The organism is Bradyrhizobium liaoningense (assembly GCF_018130825.1).
In the GTDB taxonomy this organism is placed as follows: domain Bacteria; phylum Pseudomonadota; class Alphaproteobacteria; order Rhizobiales; family Xanthobacteraceae; genus Bradyrhizobium; species Bradyrhizobium liaoningense_B.
Genome location: NZ_JAFCJS010000004.1, coordinates 386673 through 405095, shown reverse-complemented (window position 1 = coordinate 405095; position 18423 = coordinate 386673). Strand labels below are relative to the sequence as shown.

11 protein-coding genes are annotated in these 18423 nt (G+C 65.4%); 4 read left to right on the top strand and 7 right to left on the bottom strand.

Annotated features, from left to right (window positions below):
• Window positions 1–109 precede the first annotated feature (109 nt).
• Both JQ603_RS20560 and gltB read right to left on the bottom strand, forming a co-directional pair.
• The gene (locus JQ603_RS20560; protein ID WP_212342074.1) at window positions 110–1561 is read right to left on the bottom strand and encodes a glutamate synthase subunit beta; all 1452 of its coding nucleotides are present in this window, start codon (window positions 1559–1561) and stop codon (window positions 110–112) included.
• Between the two features lie 157 nt (window positions 1562–1718).
• Window positions 1719–6452 (bottom strand): glutamate synthase large subunit, encoded by a 4734-nt coding sequence (gene gltB / locus JQ603_RS20555; protein WP_212342072.1) that lies wholly within the window; start codon window positions 6450–6452, stop codon window positions 1719–1721.
• A gap of 491 nt (window positions 6453–6943) precedes the next feature.
• On the opposite strand from gltB, the gene JQ603_RS20550 reads away from it, so the two are divergent.
• The gene (locus JQ603_RS20550) at window positions 6944–7720 is read left to right on the top strand and encodes a hypothetical protein (protein ID WP_212342070.1); all 777 of its coding nucleotides are present in this window, start codon (window positions 6944–6946) and stop codon (window positions 7718–7720) included.
• Between the two features lie 239 nt (window positions 7721–7959).
• Here JQ603_RS20550 and JQ603_RS20545 read toward each other — a convergent pair whose 3' ends face one another.
• Together JQ603_RS20545 and JQ603_RS20540 are read right to left on the bottom strand one after the other, a co-directional pair.
• A complete protein-coding gene (locus tag JQ603_RS20545; RefSeq protein WP_212342069.1) occupies window positions 7960–8730 on the bottom strand; it encodes an alpha/beta fold hydrolase in 771 nt (256 codons plus the stop codon).
• A gap of 358 nt (window positions 8731–9088) precedes the next feature.
• Window positions 9089–9550 carry an Hsp20 family protein gene (locus JQ603_RS20540; protein WP_212342068.1) on the bottom strand — a complete coding sequence of 154 codons (462 nt, stop codon included), beginning with the start codon at window positions 9548–9550 and terminating at the stop codon, window positions 9089–9091.
• 218 nt (window positions 9551–9768) lie between these two features.
• On the opposite strand from JQ603_RS20540, the gene JQ603_RS20535 reads away from it, so the two are divergent.
• Window positions 9769–10716, top strand: a complete 948-nt coding sequence (locus JQ603_RS20535; protein ID WP_212342067.1) for an alpha/beta fold hydrolase — start codon at window positions 9769–9771, stop codon at window positions 10714–10716.
• Window positions 10717–10892: 176 nt separating this feature from the next.
• Here JQ603_RS20535 and JQ603_RS20530 read toward each other — a convergent pair whose 3' ends face one another.
• Together JQ603_RS20530 and JQ603_RS20525 are read right to left on the bottom strand one after the other, a co-directional pair.
• Window positions 10893–13700 carry a di-heme-cytochrome C peroxidase gene (locus JQ603_RS20530; protein ID WP_212342066.1) on the bottom strand — a complete coding sequence of 936 codons (2808 nt, stop codon included), beginning with the start codon at window positions 13698–13700 and terminating at the stop codon, window positions 10893–10895.
• A 179-nt stretch (window positions 13701–13879) separates the two neighbouring features.
• Window positions 13880–15676 (bottom strand): adenylate/guanylate cyclase domain-containing protein, encoded by a 1797-nt coding sequence (locus tag JQ603_RS20525; RefSeq protein WP_212342065.1) that lies wholly within the window; start codon window positions 15674–15676, stop codon window positions 13880–13882.
• A 215-nt stretch (window positions 15677–15891) separates the two neighbouring features.
• Here JQ603_RS20525 and JQ603_RS20520 point away from each other — a divergent pair, with 215 nt between their 5' ends.
• Complete coding sequence (locus JQ603_RS20520; protein ID WP_212342064.1) at window positions 15892–16524, top strand: LysE family translocator; 633 nt, start codon at window positions 15892–15894, stop codon at window positions 16522–16524.
• A gap of 152 nt (window positions 16525–16676) precedes the next feature.
• On the opposite strand, the gene JQ603_RS20515 is transcribed toward JQ603_RS20520, so the two are convergent.
• A complete protein-coding gene (locus JQ603_RS20515) occupies window positions 16677–17432 on the bottom strand; it encodes a sulfite exporter TauE/SafE family protein (protein WP_212342063.1) in 756 nt (251 codons plus the stop codon).
• 91 nt (window positions 17433–17523) lie between these two features.
• Between JQ603_RS20515 and JQ603_RS20510 the strand changes: the two genes are divergently transcribed.
• A complete protein-coding gene (locus tag JQ603_RS20510) occupies window positions 17524–18414 on the top strand; it encodes a LysR substrate-binding domain-containing protein (RefSeq protein ID WP_212342062.1) in 891 nt (296 codons plus the stop codon).
• Window positions 18415–18423 lie beyond the last annotated feature (9 nt).

Sequence of the window (18423 nt, the reverse complement as noted above, 5' to 3'; positions counted from 1 at the left end):
TCGGTGTAGGTTTGTTCTGACCGTGTCCCAAGCGTTTGATCGCCGACCGATTTTTAAATCGCCCGCTTTCGCGGGCGATGACCTTTAAATCTAGCAGCAAGCCGAGCGCCTACCGCGGCAGATCCGTCTTCCCCATCAGGAACGTGTCGATCGACCTTGCGCACAGGCGTCCCTCGCGGATCGCCCAGACCACCAGCGATTGCCCACGCCGCATGTCGCCGGCGGTGAACACGTTCGGACGCGAGGTCTGGTAGTCCAGCGTGTTGGCCTTGACGTTGCCGCGCGGGTCGAGCTCGACCGAGAGCAGCTTGAGCAGGCCCTCGTGCACGGGATGGACGAAGCCCATGGCGAGCAGGACGAGCTCGGCGTCGAGCTCGAACTCGGTGCCGGCAATCGGCTTGAACTTGTCGTCGACGTGGACGCAGTGCAGCTTTTTGACCTGGCCGTTCTCGCCCGTGAACTTCTGGGTCAGCACGGCGTATTCGCGGACCGCGCCTTCGGCCTGGCTGGAGGAGGTGCGCATCTTGAGCGGCCAGTTCGGCCACGTGAGACCCTTGTTCTCGCGCTCGGGCGGGGCGGGCATGATCTCGAGCTGGGTCACCGACAGCGCGCCCTGGCGCAGCGAGGTGCCGATGCAGTCCGAGCCGGTGTCGCCGCCGCCGATGACGACGACATGCTTGCCGCCGGCCAGGATCTCCTGGACGCCGTTCAAGGGCTCGCTGGAGACGCGGCGGTTCTGCTGCGGCAGGAAATCCATGGCGTAGTGAATCCCCGCGAGGTCGCGGCCGGGGATCGGCAGGTCGCGCGGGGCTTCCGCGCCGCCGGTCAGCGCCACGGCGTCGTATTCGTTGAGCATCTCGCGCGGATCGACATTGCCGTCAGCGCCGACATGGCTGTTGTAGTGGAAGGTGACGCCTTCGCCTTCCATCTGCTTGACGCGGCGGTCGATGACGCCCTTCTCCATCTTGAAGTCGGGGATGCCGTAGCGCAGCAGGCCGCCGGCCTTGGCGTACTTCTCGTAGACGTGCACGTCGTGGCCGGCGCGCGCGAGCTGCTGCGCGCAGGCCATGCCGGCCGGGCCCGATCCGATCACGGCGACCTTCTTGCCGGTCTTCTCCGCGGCCACTTCCGGCTTCAGCCAGCCATTGTCCCAGGCGCGGTCGACGATCGCGCATTCGATGGTCTTGATGGTGACGGGGTTGTCGTCGATGTTGAGCGTGCAGGACGCTTCGCACGGCGCAGGGCAGATGCGCCCGGTGAACTCAGGGAAATTGTTGGTCGAGTGCAGATTGCGCGAGGCCTCTTCCCAGTTGCCCTGGTAGACGAGGTCGTTCCAGTCGGGGATCTGGTTGTTGACCGGGCAGCCGGGCGTGCCGGGCGCAACCGAGCCGGTGCCGTGGCAATAGGGAATGCCGCAGTTCATGCAGCGCGCGGCCTGGTCGCGCACTTCCCTCTCGCTCAAGGGAACGACGAACTCGTTGTAGTGCTTCACGCGCTCGGCGACCGGGGTGTACTTGCGGTCGTGCCGTTCGATTTCCAGAAAACCCGTGATCTTGCCCATTAAACCCGAAGTCCCTGCCGCTTAATTCGTTTGTTCTCTCACCCCTCATCCTGAGGAGCGGCGCGCTTTTCGCGCCGCGTCTCGAAGGATGGAGGCCCGGATGGTGGTCTCATGGATCGAGACGGCGCTACGCGCCTCCTCACCATGAGGCTTCTTCCTACGCCCCGATCGCGATTTTCGGCTCGGCGTCCGCGTTGGCGGCCATTTCGCGCAGCGCGCGCCGGTACTCGACCGGCATCACCTTGCGGAATTTGGGCAGCCAGTCCTTCCAGTTGGCAAGGATCTCGGCGGCGCGCTTGGAGCCGGTCGCCTTGGCGTGGCGCGAGATCAGGACGTGCAGCCGCTCGACGTCGGAGGCGAGCAGATTCTTGAACACGTCGACCCGGCCATGCGCCTCGAGGTCACCGGAGTGATTGTATGTGCCGGCGTTGATCAGCTCTTCCGACAGCACCGGCTCGAGCTCGACCATCGCCATGTTGCACAGCTTGTCGAAGTCGCCGGTCTCGTCGAGTACGTAGGCGATGCCGCCCGACATGCCGGCCGCGAAGTTGCGCCCGGTCTTGCCGAGCACGACCACGATGCCGCCGGTCATGTATTCGCAGCAATGATCGCCCGCGCCCTCGACGACGGCGACCGCGCCCGAGTTGCGCACGGCAAAGCGTTCGCCGGCGATGCCGCGGAAGTAGCACTCGCCCTGGATCGCGCCGTACATCACGGTGTTGCCGACGATGATGCTCTCTTCGGGCACGATAGCCGAGTTCGCCGGCGGCTTGACGATGATCTTGCCGCCCGACAGGCCCTTGCCGACATAGTCGTTGCCTTCACCCTCGAGCTCGAAGGTGACGCCATTGGCAAGCCACGCGCCGAAGGCCTGGCCGGCTGTACCCTTGAGGCTGACATGGATGGTGTCCTGCGGCAGGCCGGCATGGCCGTAGATCTTGGCGACCGCGCCCGACAGCATCGCACCAGCGGAGCGGTTGGTGCTGTTGATCGCAGCCTCGATCTTCACCGGCGCGCCGCGGTCGAGGGCGGGGGTCGCCTTCTCGATCAGCGCGCGGTCGAGCACCGCCTCCAGATGATGGTTCTGGCGCTCGGAGTGATAGATCTTCTGGCCCTTCTCTTCCTTCTGCTTGACGAACAGCTTCGAGAAATCGAGGCCCTTGGCCTTCCAGTGCGCGACCAGGCGGGTCTGGTCGAGCAGCTGCACCTGGCCGACCATCTCGTTGAAGGTGCGGAAGCCGAGCGAAGCCATGATCTCGCGCACTTCCTCCGCGACGAAGAAGAAGTAGTTGATGACGTGCTCGGGCTGGCCGGTGAAGCGCTTGCGCAGGACGGGGTCCTGGGTGGCGACGCCGACCGGGCAGGTGTTGAGATGGCACTTGCGCATCATGATGCAGCCGGCCGCGATCAGCGGCGCGGTGGCGAAGCCGAACTCGTCGGCGCCGAGCAGCGCGCCGATCACGACGTCACGGCCGGTGCGGAAGCCGCCGTCGACCTGGACCACGATGCGGCTGCGCAGCCGCTCGCGCACCAGTGTCTGGTGGGTTTCGGCGAGGCCGATCTCCCACGGCGAGCCGGCATGCTTGATCGAGGTCAGCGGCGAAGCACCGGTGCCGCCCTCGAAGCCCGCGATGGTGACATGGTCGGCGCGTGCTTTCGCGACGCCCGCGGCGACCGTGCCGACGCCGATCTCGGAGACGAGCTTGACCGAGACGTCGCCCGTCGGGTTGACGTTCTTGAGGTCGTAGATGAGCTGCGCCAGGTCCTCGATCGAGTAGATGTCGTGGTGCGGCGGCGGCGAGATCAGGCCGACGCCCGGCGTCGAGTGACGCACCTTGGCGATGGTCGCGTCGACCTTGTGGCCGGGCAGCTGGCCGCCTTCGCCGGGCTTGGCGCCCTGCGCCATCTTGATCTGCATCATGTCGGAGTTGACGAGATACTCCGTGGTGACGCCGAAACGGCCCGAGGCGACCTGCTTGATCGCCGAACGCATGGAATCGCCGTTCGGCATCGGCTTGAAGCGGTCGGCTTCCTCGCCGCCTTCGCCGGTGTTCGACTTGCCGCCGATCCGGTTCATGGCGATCGCGAGCGTGGTGTGCGCCTCGCGCGAGATCGAGCCGAAGCTCATCGCGCCAGTGGCGAAGCGCTTGACGATGTCCTTGGCCGGTTCGACCTGGTCGAGGGCTACAGGCTTGCGCTTCTCTTCGTCCGCGTTCTTGATCCGGAACAGGCCGCGCAGCGTCAGAAGCCGCTCCGACTGCTCGTTGAGGATCTTCGCGAAGGCGCGGTAGCGCTCCTGCGAGTTGCCGCGCGCGGCGTGCTGGAGCAGCGAGACCGACTCGGCGGTCCAGGCATGGTCCTCGCCGCGGCTGCGATAGGCATATTCGCCGCCGACGTCGAGCGAGCTCTTGTAGACCTGCGCCTCGCCGAACGCGTCGGCATGGCGGCGCACGGCCTCTTCCGCGATCTCGGCAAGACCGACGCCCTCGACGCGGGTATGCGTGCCCGCGAAGAACTTCGAGACGAAGTCGGCCTTGAGGCCGACCGCGTCGAAGATCTGCGCGCCGCAATAGGACTGGTAGGTCGAGATGCCCATCTTGGACATCACCTTGAGCAGGCCCTTGCCGATCGACTTGATGTAGCGCTTGACGATCTCGTAGTCGTCGAGCGAGCCGGGCAGGCGGTCCTTCATCGCGATGATGGTCTCGAACGCGAGGTACGGATTGATCGCTTCGGCGCCGTAGCCGGCGAGGCAGGCGAAGTGATGCACTTCGCGCGGCTCGCCGGATTCGACGACGAGACCGACCGACGTGCGCAGTCCGACGCGGATCAGATGATGATGCACGGCGGCGCAGGCCAGCAGTGCCGGGATCGGCACGCGGTCGGTACCGACCATGCGGTCGGACAGGATGATGATGTTGACGCCCTCGCGCACCGCGCTTTCAGCGCGCGCGCAGAGCTCGTCGAGCACCTGGTCCATGCCGGCCGCGCCGAGGCCGGCGTGGAAGGTGGTGTCCAGCGTGCGCGACTTGAAGTGCGACTCGGCGACGTCGGAGATCGAGCGGATCTTTTCCAGGTCCGCGTCGGTCAGGATCGGCTGGCGCACTTCGAGGCGCTTGGTGGTGGCGAGGCCCTGCAGGTCGAACAGGTTCGGCCGCGGTCCGATGATGGACACGAGGCTCATCACCAGCTCCTCGCGGATCGGGTCGATCGGCGGGTTGGTGACCTGCGCGAAGTTCTGCTTGAAGTAGGTGAACAGCGGCTTGGCCTTGTCCGACAGCGCCGAGATCGGCGTGTCGTTGCCCATCGAGCCCGCGGCTTCCTCGCCGGTGGCCGCCATCGGCGTCATCAGGATGGTGATGTCTTCCTGGCTGTAGCCGAACGCCTGCTGGCGATCGAGCAGCGACAGGTTGGAGCGCACGCCGGTGGTCGGCACCTTCGGCAGCTCTTCCAGCACGATCTGGGTCCGCTCCAGCCACTCCTTGTAGGGATGGCTCTTGGCGAGCTCGGCCTTGATCTCGTCGTCGGGGATCAGGCGGCCCTGCTCGAGGTCGACCAGCAGCATCTTGCCGGGCTGCAGGCGCCACTTAGTGATGATCTGGTCCTCGGGGATCGTCAGCACGCCCATCTCGGACGCCATCACGATGCGGTCGTCCTTGGTCACGAGATAGCGCGCCGGCCTGAGGCCGTTGCGGTCGAGCGTGGCGCCGATCTGGCGGCCGTCGGTGAAGGCGATCGCGGCGGGGCCGTCCCACGGCTCCATCAGCGCGGCATGATATTCGTAGAAGGCGCGGCGCTTCTCATCCATCAGGGGATTGCCGGCCCATGCCTCCGGAATCATCATCATGACGGCGTGCGGCAGCGAGTAGCCGCCCTGTACCAGGAATTCGAGCGCGTTGTCGAAGCAGGCGGTGTCCGACTGGCCTTCGTACGAGATGGGCCAGAGCCGGTTGATGTCCTTGCCGTAGAGCTCGGAGCTCACCGAGGCCTGGCGCGCCGCCATCCAGTTGACGTTGCCGCGCAGCGTGTTGATCTCGCCGTTATGCGCGATCATGCGATAGGGATGCGCCAGCGACCAGGCCGGGAAGGTGTTGGTCGAGAAGCGTTGATGCACCAGCGCGAGCGCGCTCTCGAAGTCCTTCTCGTGCAGGTCGGGATAGTACTTGCCGAGCTGGTCGGCGAGGAACATGCCCTTGTAGATCACGGTACGGCAGGACATCGAGCACGGGTAATAGCCGGCGAGGCCGCGGTCGCGGCGCTGGTAGATCGCCTGCGAGATCGACTTGCGCAGGATGTAGAGCCGGCGCTCGAACTCGTCCTCGGTCTTGGCGACGCCGTTGCGGCCGATGAACACCTGCATGCAGGCGGGCTCGGTCGGCTTCACGGTGACGCCGAGCGAGGAGTTGTCGGTCGGCACGTCGCGCCAGCCGAGCAGGGTGAGGCCCTCTTCCTTGATCTGGTCGGCGATGATGCTCTTGATGACGTTACGCCAGGCGGTGTCGCGCGGCATGAACAGCGCGCCGATGGCGTATTCGCCGGGCGCGGGCAGCGTAAAGCCGATCTCCTTGGCCTTGCGGCTGAAGAAGGCGTGCGGGATCTGCACCAGGATGCCGGCGCCGTCACCGGCGCGCGGGTCGGCGCCGACGGCGCCGCGATGCTCGAGGTTGCAGAGGATGCTCAGCGCGTCCGAGACGATCTCGTGCGACTTCTTGCCCTTGATGTTGGCGATGAAGCCGACGCCGCAAGAGTCTTTCTCCAGGCTCGGATCGTAGAGGCCTTCGGCTTTGGGCCGCGAATTGTGCTCCTGAATCGGATCGGTCGTTTTCGAGGCGACCGTCGCCGACAGCTCTTCTGCCACGATGTTTGCGCGCTCGAATTGCGACCCGTTCATTGTTCCAATCCTCTCCATGCGGCAAGCTGTCTCACCGCCATCTTCGGCGCACCTTGGGCGTTCCGCGGCACCCGCCTCTGGGTCACCGCTCGTCCGCTGCGAGCCGCATTTTCTTAAATTCAGGCCTAGGCGTTCTTCGTCCCCGAGAACGGCTTTGCCTGTTGCCTTCTTGGCGCTCGGAAGCACCGACTTTCGTTGCAATCCCTATGCCGGAACCGCAAGCAAAATTGAGACAGCTTTCCTGTCCTAACCATCACTGTGCCAAATTTTTGTCTAGCACACAAGCGCGTGGAAGTCCCGATTCCCGATATGTCAATCAATCGCTTTCCGAAAGTTGCGCAGCCCCGGTTTTGAAGCAAACGCGCCCTGATCCGGCCCTGTGGACGCCGAAATCCCCGATAAAGCTTCGGATCGGCCATTCGGACGGCGCGTCACGCCGCAAGAAGCGAAAGAGCGCACTCCGTTCGGGGCCTGACAGGAGCGTCTCGACCATGAAGTTTTTCACAGGATGTGTCGCCGCCGCCGCGCTGGCACTGGCCGCTAGCACGGCTCAAGCGCAAGTTCCCGCGAACGGTATTGCGGGAGGGGCCATGATCGCGGTCTCGGATTTCGACGGGCCCTATGCGCCGCCGGAAGCCGCACCGCCCCCGCCGCCGCGCTACGGTTACGGTTATGGCTACGAAGAGCGTGGCCCGGCCCCGGCATTGCTGCCGTCGACCGAGGTTTACGCGGTGTTGCGCGACAACGGCTTCTCGCCGCTCGGCATCCCGCGGCTGCGCGGCAGCGTCTATACCATCGCCGTGATCGACCGCCGCGGCGACGACGGCCGGCTGGTGATCGATGCCCGCGACGGCCGGATCATCCGCTTCATGCCGGCGGCCGATGCCTACGGCATGGCGCCGCCCTATGAGGAGCGCGCGGTCGGCTCTTACGGCCCGCAAAGCGCGCTGCCGCCGCCCACCATGATCCGCAGCGGCCCGCCGCGCCCGCCCGCTCCAATCCCGCATGTTGCCAAGCGCACCGTGCCGCTGCCCAAGGCGGCCCCGCCGCGCGGTGAGGCGCCGGTCGCGTCGGTGAAGCCGGCCGAGCCGGCGCCGCAGGCCCGGGCGCAGCCTGCACAGGCACAAGCTCCGCAGCAGACCGCCGCCGTGCAGGCAAAGCCCGCCGAGGCCGCGCCGCAGGCCCCGGCGCCAGCTGTCGGCGAGGCAAAGCCTGCTCCGACGATCCAGCCGACGCAGGAGATGCCGGCCGCGCAGGGGCTGGATTAGCGTTTCGGTGCGTTCGCCATTTGACGCGATCACGCGACCACACCAACGGTGTCGTCCTGGCGAAAGCCAGGACCCATACCGCGAGGTCTATCGAGTGGGTCGGGTGCGAGTACCGAACTCCGAGTCTTCGCTAAACCACTCCCTGGGGTAATGGGTCCTGGCTTTCGCCAGGACGACATTGGAGCAAAACAAAAGGCGCCCGAGCAACTCAGGCGCCTTTTGCATTCACGCAACCATCCTCAGCTCCGCGGATATCCCGCAGCCTCCAGGATCAGATTCGCCACCTCCTTCGGATGCGACACCAGCGAGAGGTGGCCGGCATCGAGCTCGATCGTGGTGGCGTTCATGCGCTTGGCGAGGAAGCGTTCGAGATCGGGGTTGATGGTGTAGTCGTTCTTCGACACCGCGTACCAGCTCGGCTTGCTATGCCATGCCGCTTCCGTGGTGCGGCCGGCGAAGATCGAGGCCGCCGTCGGCCACTGCACCGCGTAGAGCTCCTTGGCCTGCTCCGGCTTCACGCCATTGGCGAAATACTTCAGGAAGGACTCCTCCGACAGCTTGGTGTAGCCGTCGCGCTCGACGATGCCGGCGCGCACGGGGCCGGTCGGAAACTGCTTCGACAGCGCGACGAAATCCTCGTCGGCATCGGGCGCACGTGCGGCGACGTAAACGAGGCCGGTGACCTTCGGGTCGGTGCCGACCTGACTGATCACCGTGCCGCCCCAGGAATGCGCGACCAGCACGGTCGGTCCATCCTGCTCGGCCAGCGCACGCTTGGTGGCTTCGACGGAGTCGGCGAGCGACGACAGCGGATTCTGCACGGCGGTGACATGCAGGCCTGCCGCCTGGAGGATCGGGATCACTTCCGACCAGCTCGAGCCGTCGGCCCAGGCGCCGTGCACCAGCACGACGTTCTTCGCCTTCACGGCCTGCGGTGTCTGCGCGTGAGCAAGGCTGAGGGGGGCCGCCAGCAGGCTCGCGGCGACGAAAAGGCTGCGCCAAAGTGACATGATCGTTCTCCGTCTCGTTTTGTGTTCGATGTCCAAAGGACGGAGCGCGGGGCAGCGGCGTTACGCTCAGTCACTTACCTGTGAGAAGCGTCTTGGTCGGGCATGTGCGGGACGCGTGGGCGAACTTACGCAGTGTGCGGGGTAACGTAGAATGACAGGTCCAACCTGTATTTCCATTTCAACCGAAAACTGCCGCTGGATTCTGCGGCACTGACAAGACAGCTGGTCGGTAGGAAATATATCGACGGAGGAGTAGCCGCGGGGCTACTCGCGGCGTTTCACGAGCACAGCTGGACAAATAAAAAAACGCCCCGGGGCACCGGGGCGTTTTCTCAAACCTGGAAGTGGCGTGCCGTGCTTAGGCGGCGACCGAGCTCTCGATCACCTGCGCCTTCGGAGCGCTGGTGTTGATCGCGATCTGGCGCGGCTTCTTGGCTTCGGGAATTTCGCGGACGAGATCGACGTGAAGCAGGCCGTTCTCGAGCGAGGCGTCCTTCACCTGCACGAAGTCGGCAAGCTGGAAGGCGCGCTCGAAGGCACGCGCGGCGATGCCGCGATAGAGCACTTCGGATTTCGAGTTCTCGTTGGCGACCTTCTCGCCCTTGATCGTCAGCGTGTTTTCCTTCGCGACGATGGAGAGCTCATCCTTGGCGAAGCCCGAGACCGCGACGGTGATGCGGTAGGCGTTATCGCCGGTGCGCTCGATGTTGTAGGGGGGATAGCCGGGGCTGCCGTCAGAGCTGGCCTGGTCGAGCAGGTTGAACAGACGGTCGAAGCCGACGGTGGAACGATAGAAGGGGGTGAGATCGTAGGTACGCATGGTCAAGTCCTCCATTGAGCGACTGTTGGGTAACCCGCCCGCCATCGGGCCGGGCTTTAGTCTGTGTGCAGCCTGATGTTCCGGTTCCGAAACACTGGTAGCGGCCTGCACGAAGGTGATATGGGTGGGGTGAGACGGCGTTCAAGAGGGCGGCAACAGCGCCTTTTCGGCGCTCCCGCCCCTTGATTTGCAGCACTTCGCGCCCAGCCCTCCCAATCATGACGCTGCTCTCGATACCGTCCAACCCCGTTCCCGAAAACGTCGTCAGCGGCACCATCAAGACCCCCGACGGCGCCGAGCTGCGCTTTGCGCGCTGGGCGCCGCCGGCGGGCCGCAAGGGCACGGTCTGCGTCTTCACCGGCCGCAGCGAGCAGATCGAGAAATATTTCGAGACCGTGCGCGATTTGCGCGATCGCGGCTTTGCGGTGGCGATGATCGACTGGCGCGGGCAGGGCCATTCCTCGCGGCGCCTGCGCGATCCGCGCAAGGGCTATGTGCGCGACTTCTCCGATTTCGAGATCGACGTCGAGACCTTCGTGCAGCAGGTGGTGCTGCCGGACTGCCCGCCGCCCTTCTTCGCGCTTGCCCACTCCATGGGCGGCACGGTGATGCTGCGGGTCGCGCATGCGGGCAAGCGCTGGTTCGACCGCATGGTGCTGTCGGCGCCGATGATCGACCTGCCTGGCCGCGCCACCTCGTTGCCGGCGCGGACGCTGCTGAAGACGATGCGCCTGATGGGCATGGGCGGCCGCTATGTCCCCGGCGGCAGCGATCACATCACCGGGCTCAATCCCTTCATCAACAATCCGCTGACCAGCGATCCCGTCCGCTATGCGCGCAATGCCGCGATCCTGGAGGAGGATCCGACGCTGGGACTGGCGTCACCGACGGTCGCCTGGGCCGACACCGCGTTCCGCGCGATGAACACCTTCAAGGGCATGAACTACCCCTCCGAGATCCGCCAGCCGATCCTGATGCTGGCGGCCTCCAACGACACCGTGGTCTCGACCGCGGCGATCGAGGAGTTCGCCTACCATCTGCGCGCCGGCTCGCATCTCGTGATCGCAGGGGCCAAGCACGAGATCCTCCAGGAGCAGGATCGCTACCGCTCCCAGTTCTGGGCCGCCTTCGACGCCTTCGTGCCGGGCACGCCGCTATTCAAGTGAGGCGGGACGACGGTGCGCTCCCTCGCCCCGCTTCGTCGCAAGCCCCTCATGGTGAGGAGCGCGGAACGCGCGTCTCGAACCATGAAGGCCCGGATCTCGCCCGCGGCCATCCTTCGAGACGCCCGCTTTCAGCGGGCTCCTCAGGATGAGGAGCCGGGCGCGTAAGAACCAGCGCGCTACAGCGTCTTCAGATACTCGATCAGGTCGTAGCGCTCCTGCTCTTTGAGCACGCGGCCGATGGTGCCGTCCTTGCCGGGCCCCGGCGTGCCGTCGAACGAGTGGCCGGCATTGCTGTTGCCATACATGTCGGTGCCATCAGACGCCCGCGTCGAGAAGCGCGACTGCCCGGTCTTGCAGCTCTCGCCGTCGGAGACCGCGAAGCCGACCTGTTTCGGATCGTAGTCGCGGCCACCACCCATGCAGAACGATTTCGGCCGCTCGGCCGCGGGGCTCAGCATCCAGTACAGCGAGGGGACCGATCCATTGTGCAGGTAGGGCGCTGTGGCCCAGACGCCGTTGAGCGGGCGCGCGCGATACCAGGGCCCCGGCTCGTTCTTCTCGGCCGGCTGCGGACCGGGATTCGGGCAGTTCTTGCGCTTGCCCCACCAGGCATCCTGAATCTTCGGGTCGATCTTCGCATCGTCCATCGCCTTGCGGGCGACGATGTCAACGAGCACCATCAGGCCAAGCGAGTACGGCATGTCGGTCGAAGAAATATCCGGCAGATTGCAGTTCCACCAGGCATTGAGGTTCTGCGTGGGGTTGAGCTGGAGGAAGCCCGGTACCTGAACCGTCCGCGTCGCCAGCACGCCGGCCTGGGCGGGGTCGGTCCCCATGCCTTTGACGCTCTTCTGGACCTCGTTCAGGAATTTGTCGTTGCCGATGGTCTCCCAGCGGGGCGATGACCAGATGCTCTGGGCCGGAAATTCGTCGTCGAACTTGCGATCGTTGACCGGACCGAGATGGCATTCGACGCAGATCTCCGCATAGAGCCTGCGGCCGCGTTTGACGCGCTCGTCATCGATCTTCCAGGCAGCATCGCCGAAGATGTCCGACGGCCATTTCGGCGATGTCAGTCCGGAGAGTTGCTTCTTCGGATAGGGCGGCGAGCCCTTCAGCAGGTCCTCGATCCAGTTCAGATTCTTGACGTCCATCGACGAGCTGAACAGCCTGTCCTTGGGGGTGTTGTCGGACAGGTTGAGCAGCGCGGTCACGCCCAGCGCTTCGCCGGCGTTGCGGATCAGCGGTTGTTCGATGGACGCATCATATTGCGCGTATTTGAGCCAGGGTACGGTCCAGATCGGCGGGAAGCTGACCGGCGCGTCCTGGGCATGCAGGTTCTTTTCGAAGCCGCTGAGGCCGCTGAGCGTCATGTCCTGGGCGAAGACCTGATTGCCGATGCGGTTGAGCGCGTCGAGACGGCCGTATCCTTCCTCGGTATTCTCTTGCGGCTCTTCCCGCTTTGTCTTCGGATTGAGCCTCGTCTTGCCGGCGATGGTTTTCGCGTAGGTCTTCTCCCAGTCGACCAGGAACGTGCCGATCGCGCTCAGCTTCTGCTTCAGCGCATCGCGGTCCGCATCGCTGGCGGAGGAGCCGAGCACACGGTCGGCGAAGCGCGTGAAGCGACCCGGGACGTAGAGCGTGTAGGCGATCGACAGGCCGGTCGTGACCTCGAGCTTCCTCAAATCGGTCATCGCCGGACCGCCGTCGAAACGGATGTCGATGCCTTTGTAATGGATCTGGCCGGTGTGGCAGGCGGCGCAGGTCAGGCCGATCCGGTCCTCGCCGAGCTGGCCGGTTGCGGGATCGGCGACGCCGGTCATGCGCGCAAAGCCGACGGGCAGGCCGTCGACGTTTTCGGCCTGGGCGCCCCAGTTCACCGGCGGATCCCAGAGTCGCGCCGGCACCGGCTTCGTCTTGTCGTAGACGTTGGCATAGCCGAACCGGCGCAGTGTGGCGTCGTCGGTGTTGATCGTCTGCGGGCTCGGGATGAAGCCGAAGCGCTGCAGATGGTCGCTGTCGTGCAGCATCCCGGGCTTGGCGAAGAAATGAAGCCGCGGCTGCTCGAGCGCCATAAACCAGCTATAGGGCACAGGGAAGGTCGCGGTGCCCTGGCTGGCGTGATGAAACCAGTGCCGGTCCTCCAGCGCCCAGTTCTGCTCGAGCCAGTACGCGGCTCGCGGTTCGACTTGCGTGGGCAATGGCGGCGCTACGAGGTCCCCGAGGATGCCGGGCAGCATTGGCTGGAATTGATCGGGAAAGCGCAGCGCCACGATGCCGAAGACGAGAAGCGCGGCGACCAGTCCGCCGGCAGCGCGCAAGATCAGCGAGGGCGGAGTGACCGGCTGGCTGACGACCCGCTGGGTGATCCTGTCAGGGAATTTGCGCTCGTTGAACAATGTCCTCACCTCGGCCACGCTGAGATAGCGGTCGTCACCCTGGCCCTTGCCCATGATCTTGAGCAGGATCGGCCATTCGAACTTCATCAGGATCGGGTAGTACCAGCGCGCTTGCTTGCCGGCGCGCTTGAGGTTGTCCTTCATGAAGGTCTGGATTTGCGAGGCGTTGAGCCCGGTCTCTGTGCCGCCATCGGGATCGGCATAGGTGCTGCCGAAACCGGCGAGCCGCGCGATCTCCTCCTCGTTGACACACCCGTCGACGCCGAGGATGCGCGAGCCGGCACCGAGCTTGTCGAGCGGGCCGCCGCGCAAGCCATTGAGCTGCGCGCCCCAGAAGATGCTCTGCAGGATGTGACAGGCGCCGTTGGCGATCAGCGCGACGCCGCGGACCTGGATGCGGGCCGAGGTCTTCTTCAGCCCCGTCTCGCCGCTTGCATTCGCGATGGTTTGTGACAGCGTCCGGAGCGGCACTGTCCCGCCATCGACGAAGCCTTCGCCGACGAGGCCGCGCAGGAATGGACAGGGATTGTTCGGCGAGACCTGGATCGAAGGGTCGAAGGGCGGCTTCGAAGAGCGGTCATGCATGGCCCGAATCCTGAAAACGGCGAATCGCAAAAAAGGACGCGCCGATCAAGCGCGGAAAGTCCTAACAAACCGACAGCAGACTATACTACTTCAACGTGCAATGAAGTGTGGCTGATTTCACTGTCCTGTCAACAACAGCGGGCGCGCGCAGCTTGCCGTGAAGGGCGGGACCGCGGCCGTCAGGACTCGGCGGCGCGTTTGAGGTCGCTCTGGACCAGGGTCAGCTTGCCGAGCGGCACGCCGGCCTTCAGCAGACCCTCGCGATAATGGGCGAGGTCTTCGGGCCGCTTCCAGTGGAAATTGCGCAGGTGACGGTCGACGTTCAGGGTCGGGTAATTGCCCATGAGCACATGGGTCGCCTCGCTTGCCTCATCGTCCCGCCCCAACTGTGCCAGCGCTGCGGCGCGGATCGCCAGCGCCTGCATGTGGTTCGGGTTGATGTAGAGCTGCTCGCGGGCCCACGACAGGGTCGCGTCATATTGTCTTAGGAGATAATGGCTGAAGGCGTTCAGCGCGGCCCATTGATAGCGCGGGTCGCTGTTGTCGCGCTGCGAGGCCATCGAGAACAGCTCGATCGCCTCGCGATGCTCGCCGATGATGAAATGGCAGATGCCGAGTACCCCGCGCGCGCCGTTGTCATAGGGGTTGAGCGCGACCGCACGCTTGGCGGCGTCCATCGCGGCCTCGTAATGGCCTTCCATGCCGTGGGCCCAGGACAGGATCGAGAACGCGAAGGAGGAGCGCGGATCGAGCCGGACGCTGGTCTCGGCGAGATGCATCGCCTCGGCCCACATCTCCCGCGTGCCCTTGACCCAGCCGAACTGGATACTCTGGATCTGGATCGTGGCGAGATAGGCATGCGCGATCGATAGCTTGGGATCGAGCCTGATGGCTTCCCGGAACAGGTCGACCGCGGTGGCCAGGTCTTCCTTGGTCTGCCGGTAGTAATGGGACAGTCCCTTGAGGAAGCGGTCCCATGCGGTGACGTCGGTCGAGAGCCGCGCCGGCGCCGAGGCTTCGGCACGGACGATCTCGGTGGCGATGGCGGCGGACAGATTGGTGGTGATCTCGTCCTGCATCGCGAACAGATCGCCGATGTCGCGGTCGTAGCGCCCGGTCCAGAGCTGCTCGCCGGTTTCCGGCGCGATCAGCTCGGCGGTGACGCGGATCTTGGCGCCGGCGCGGCGCACCGAGCCCTGGATCAGATAGGTGGCGTCGATCTCGCGCGCGATCAGGCGCGTGCTCAAATTCTTGCCCTTGAAGGCGAAGGTCGAGTTGCGGCTCAGCACACGATAGAAGGATTGCAGCGACAGCGCGTGGATCAGATCCTCGGTGAGGCCGTCGGAGAAATATTCGTCCTGGGCGTCGCTGAGATTGGCGAAGGGCAGCACGCCGACGATCGCCGTGCGGTACTGCTGCGAGAGGGCGGATGCCTCTCGCAGCTCGGGTGCGAGCGCCGGCGCGCCCTCGGGCGTCCAGGTAAAGACCCCGACCGCATCCTTGATGTTCTTGAAGCGGTGGTTGCCGGCATCGGTCAGGGGCACGGTGAGATGCTTGCTCGCCTCCCGGTAGGCCTTGGCCGAGATGGCGAAGCCGCCGGGGCTCGCCACGGATTCGAGGCGGACGGCGATGTTGACATCGTCACCGAAGACCTCGTCCTCGTCGGCGATGACGTCGCCCATGTGGATGCCGAGCCGGAACTGCATGGCGCGATCGGCCGGCAGATGATGGTTGCGCTCCGCCATCAGCGTCTGCATCGCGACCGCCGCCTCGGTGGCGCCGACGATGGAGGCGAACTCCAGCAGGAAGCCGTCGCCGGTGTTCTTCACGACGCGGCCGCCGTGATTGAGGATGATGGGGTGAATCGCGGCGCGATGGGCCTTGAAGGCGGCATGGGTGCCGGCTTCGTCGCTGCCCATCATGCGCGAATAGCCGGCGACATCGGCGCAGACGATGGCTGCCAGACGTCTTTCCATATCCTCGGAGCTCCAAGGGAGGGGGGACCGGCCACGGCGTGGCAGTCGCCTCGAATCCCGCATTTCAAGAACCCTGCCTTTATAAAGCAGATGGGGCCGAGCGGAAGTATGATCGCATTGCAAATTCAAGGTAAATCCTACGCAATCCCGGTGGTGGACGGGGAGGAGCGAACCGAATAAGCCGGCTTCTCAAGGCTGACCTGGGTACCTCACGCATGCTGGGCATTCACGAAATCTGGCTCTTCATCCTGTCGGGCATACTGCTCAACATCACGCCGGGGCCGGATTCGGTCTATGTGATCGGCCGCAGCATGCAGATGGGCTGGCGGGGCGGGGCCGCCGCCGCCCTGGGCATCAGTTGCGGCTGCTTTTTCCATGTCGCGGGCGCGGCGATCGGGCTTTCGGCCCTGCTGATGGCCTCGTCGACCGCCTTCTCGATCCTGAAGCTGGTCGGGGCGGCCTATCTGGTCGTCACCGGCCTCCAGATGCTGTGGTCGCGCCCGGTGCTGGCGGCGGTCCGGGACCAGGGCGAGCGGAGCTCGCTGCGCCGGGTCTTCCTTCAGGGCGTCTTCACCAACGCGCTCAATCCCAAGGTCGCGCTGTTCTTCCTGGCGTTCCTGCCGCAATTCGTCGCAGCCGATGCGCCGCACAAGCCGCTCGCCTTCCTGACGCTCGGCCTGATCTTCATCTTTACGGGGACGCTGTGGTGCCTGGTGCTCGCCGCGTTCGCGGCCAAGGCCGCCAACCGGCTGCGGCAGTCCGAGGGCGCCATCGCCTGGATCAACCGTGCGCTCGGCGGCCTCTTCATCTATCTCGGCATCCGCGTCGCCATGCTGGAGACGCGGTAGCTCGTTCGAACGGATGACGTGACCCTGCGTAGGGTGGGTTAGCCGTAGGCGTAACCCACCGTGCCTCCTCGAATGCCGAACGAAGTTGGTGGGTTACGCCTCACGGTTTGCGCTGCGCGCAATCCGCGATGCTAACCCACCCTACGTTCGTCCTACGCGAACTCCTTCGCCAGCGCGGTGCCGGCGAGATAGAGGCCGAGCAGGATCATCGCGATCAGGAACCAGCGGCGGAACGCTTCGGCCGGCATCCGCGCGCGCACCGACTGGCCGATGAACATGCCGGCAAAGGCCATGGCGAGGCCCACGGCGCCGGGCACGGCATTGGCCGGCGTCAGCAATCCGCCGGCGGTGAGGTTGAAGGCGAGCGCCAGCGTCGCGGTGGTGAAGAACACGCCGAGCGCCTGCACCAGCTCGTCCTTCTCCATGCCGATCGCCTGCATGAACGGCATCGACGGGATCACCTGCACACCGGTCGAGGCCGAGATCACGCCGGTGATGACGCCGACCACGCCGCCGACCCATTTCTCGTTGCCAGGCGCGACGCGAAACTGGAATTTGCTGAGGCCAATGATCGCGTAAATCACCAGCAGGATGCCGAGCACCACGGTGCCGTAGCGCGCATGCGGGCCGGTCAGCGCGCCGGCATTGAGCCAGCAGCCGATCACGGTGCCGATCATCAGCGGCCACAATCGTTTGAGAATGTCGCGCAAATACGGGCCGACGAAGGTCTGCCAGATGTTGGTGACGATGGCCGGCACGATCACGATGGCGATGGCGCGGCTCGGCGCCATGCTCACCGCGAGCAAGCCCATGGAGACGGTCGGCAGGCCGAGCCCGACCACGCCCTTGACGAATCCGGCGATCAGGAACACGGCGGCGATAATGATGAGAAGAAGCGGATCGATCATGCCGGCACATTGACCGAAGCCGCGCCCGGGCACAATCTGAAGGTTACGGAGACAGCCTTCGTATAGGGCGAAGGCTGAGGAGAAATCTGCCATGCGCTTCGATCTCGTCGATCTCCAGCTCTTCATCGCGGTCGCCGACCAGCGCAGCATCACGCGCGGCGCGGAGCGGTCGCATCTGGCGCTGGCCTCGGCCAGCGCGCGCATCAAGGGGCTCGAGGACGCGCTCGGCGTCGCGCTGCTCAAGCGCGGGCGCCGCGGCGTCGAGTTGACCGCGGCCGGCGAGAGCCTGCTCGATCATGCCAGGCTCGTGCTTCACCAGATCGACGCCATGCGCGGCGATCTCGCCGGCTTTGCCAGCGGCGTGCGCGCCAGCGTGCATTTTCTCGTCAACACCTCCGGCCTGTCGGAGCACCTGCCGAAGGCACTGGCCGGCTTCCTGCGCGAGCATCGCGACGTCGCCATCGACATCGAGGAGCGCGAGAGCACCGACATCGCGGCCGCGATCACCGCAGGGGCCGCCGATCTCGGTTTCGCCGCCGAGCACGCGCTGCCCGACCATATCGAGCGCTTCGTGTTCAGCGAGGATCACCTGACATTGGTGACGTCGCGCCGCGGCCCGTTCGCCGGCCGCCGCCAGATCGATTTCCAGGAGACGGGCGCTTGCGACTTCGTCGGGCTCACCAGCGCCACTGCGCTCCAGATGCACATTTCGAAGCACGCCGCCCGGCTCGGCATGCGCCCGCATTACCGCGCGCGCCTGCGCGACTTCGACGCGATCTGCCAGATGGTCGCCGCTGACGTCGGCATCGCGCTGGTGCCGATATCCGCCGCCCGCCGCTGCGCCAGGCTGATGCCGCTCGCCATGGTCCGCCTGCGCGACGCCTGGGCCAACCGCAAGCTCGTGATCTGCGCGCGCAGCTTCAAGACGCTGCCGCGGCCGGCCAAGATGCTGGTGGAGCATCTAAGGGCAGAGGCGGTGTGAGCTCTTCGC

Excerpts from the sequence above, each read along its gene's own strand:
- JQ603_RS20530 (WP_212342066.1), bottom strand. The coding sequence starts at position 13,700 with ATGCATGACCGCTCTTCGAAGCCGCCCTTCGACCCTTCGATCCAGGTC.
- JQ603_RS20540 (WP_212342068.1), bottom strand. The coding sequence starts at position 9,550 with ATGCGTACCTACGATCTCACCCCCTTCTATCGTTCCACCGTCGGCTTC.
- JQ603_RS20545 (WP_212342069.1), bottom strand. The coding sequence starts at position 8,730 with ATGTCACTTTGGCGCAGCCTTTTCGTCGCCGCGAGCCTGCTGGCGGCC.
- JQ603_RS20535 (WP_212342067.1), top strand. The coding sequence starts at position 9,769 with ATGACGCTGCTCTCGATACCGTCCAACCCCGTTCCCGAAAACGTCGTC.
- JQ603_RS20520 (WP_212342064.1), top strand. The coding sequence starts at position 15,892 with ATGCTGGGCATTCACGAAATCTGGCTCTTCATCCTGTCGGGCATACTG.
- gltB (WP_212342072.1), bottom strand. The coding sequence starts at position 6,452 with ATGAACGGGTCGCAATTCGAGCGCGCAAACATCGTGGCAGAAGAGCTG.
- JQ603_RS20560 (WP_212342074.1), bottom strand. The coding sequence starts at position 1,561 with ATGGGCAAGATCACGGGTTTTCTGGAAATCGAACGGCACGACCGCAAG.
- JQ603_RS20550 (WP_212342070.1), top strand. The coding sequence starts at position 6,944 with ATGAAGTTTTTCACAGGATGTGTCGCCGCCGCCGCGCTGGCACTGGCC.
- JQ603_RS20510 (WP_212342062.1), top strand. The coding sequence starts at position 17,524 with ATGCGCTTCGATCTCGTCGATCTCCAGCTCTTCATCGCGGTCGCCGAC.
- JQ603_RS20525 (WP_212342065.1), bottom strand. The coding sequence starts at position 15,676 with ATGGAAAGACGTCTGGCAGCCATCGTCTGCGCCGATGTCGCCGGCTAT.
- JQ603_RS20515 (WP_212342063.1), bottom strand. The coding sequence starts at position 17,432 with ATGATCGATCCGCTTCTTCTCATCATTATCGCCGCCGTGTTCCTGATC.